This is a genomic window from Streptomyces katrae, from assembly GCF_000966975.1.
GTDB classification, from domain to species: domain Bacteria; phylum Actinomycetota; class Actinomycetes; order Streptomycetales; family Streptomycetaceae; genus Streptomyces; species Streptomyces katrae.
Genome location: NZ_JZWV01001804.1, coordinates 1 through 338, shown reverse-complemented (window position 1 = coordinate 338; position 338 = coordinate 1). Strand labels below are relative to the sequence as shown.

Annotated in this window: 1 protein-coding gene; it reads left to right on the top strand. The window is 78.7% G+C overall.

Going from position 1 to position 338, the window contains the following annotated elements; all coding sequences use genetic code 11:
- A partial coding sequence (locus tag VR44_RS40650; protein ID WP_045952735.1) for a CurL C-terminal domain-containing protein occupies positions 1-338 on the top strand: 338 nt, incomplete at both ends.

Here is a 338-nt window from a genome sequence, read left to right as displayed (position 1 = left end):
GGCACCAACGCCCACGTCGTCATCGAGGAACCCGCACCGCACGCGGACCCGGAGCCGCGCCGCGCCGCCGAGGACGCACCGGCCACCGAGACGGCCGTCGTCTGGCCGCTGTCCGCCAAGGACCCGGCGGCGCTGCGCGCGCAGGCCGGACGCATCCTGGCCCACCTCGCCGCCCACCCGGACCTCCACCCCCGTGACGTGGCCCTCTCCCTGGCACCCCGGGCCGCCCTGGACCTCCGGTCCGCCGTGGTCGGCGCCCGCCGCGAGGACCTGGTGAGCGGCCTGGAGGACCTCCTGGCGGGCCGCCCGACGGCCGCCGCCTTCCTGAGGGGGGAAAC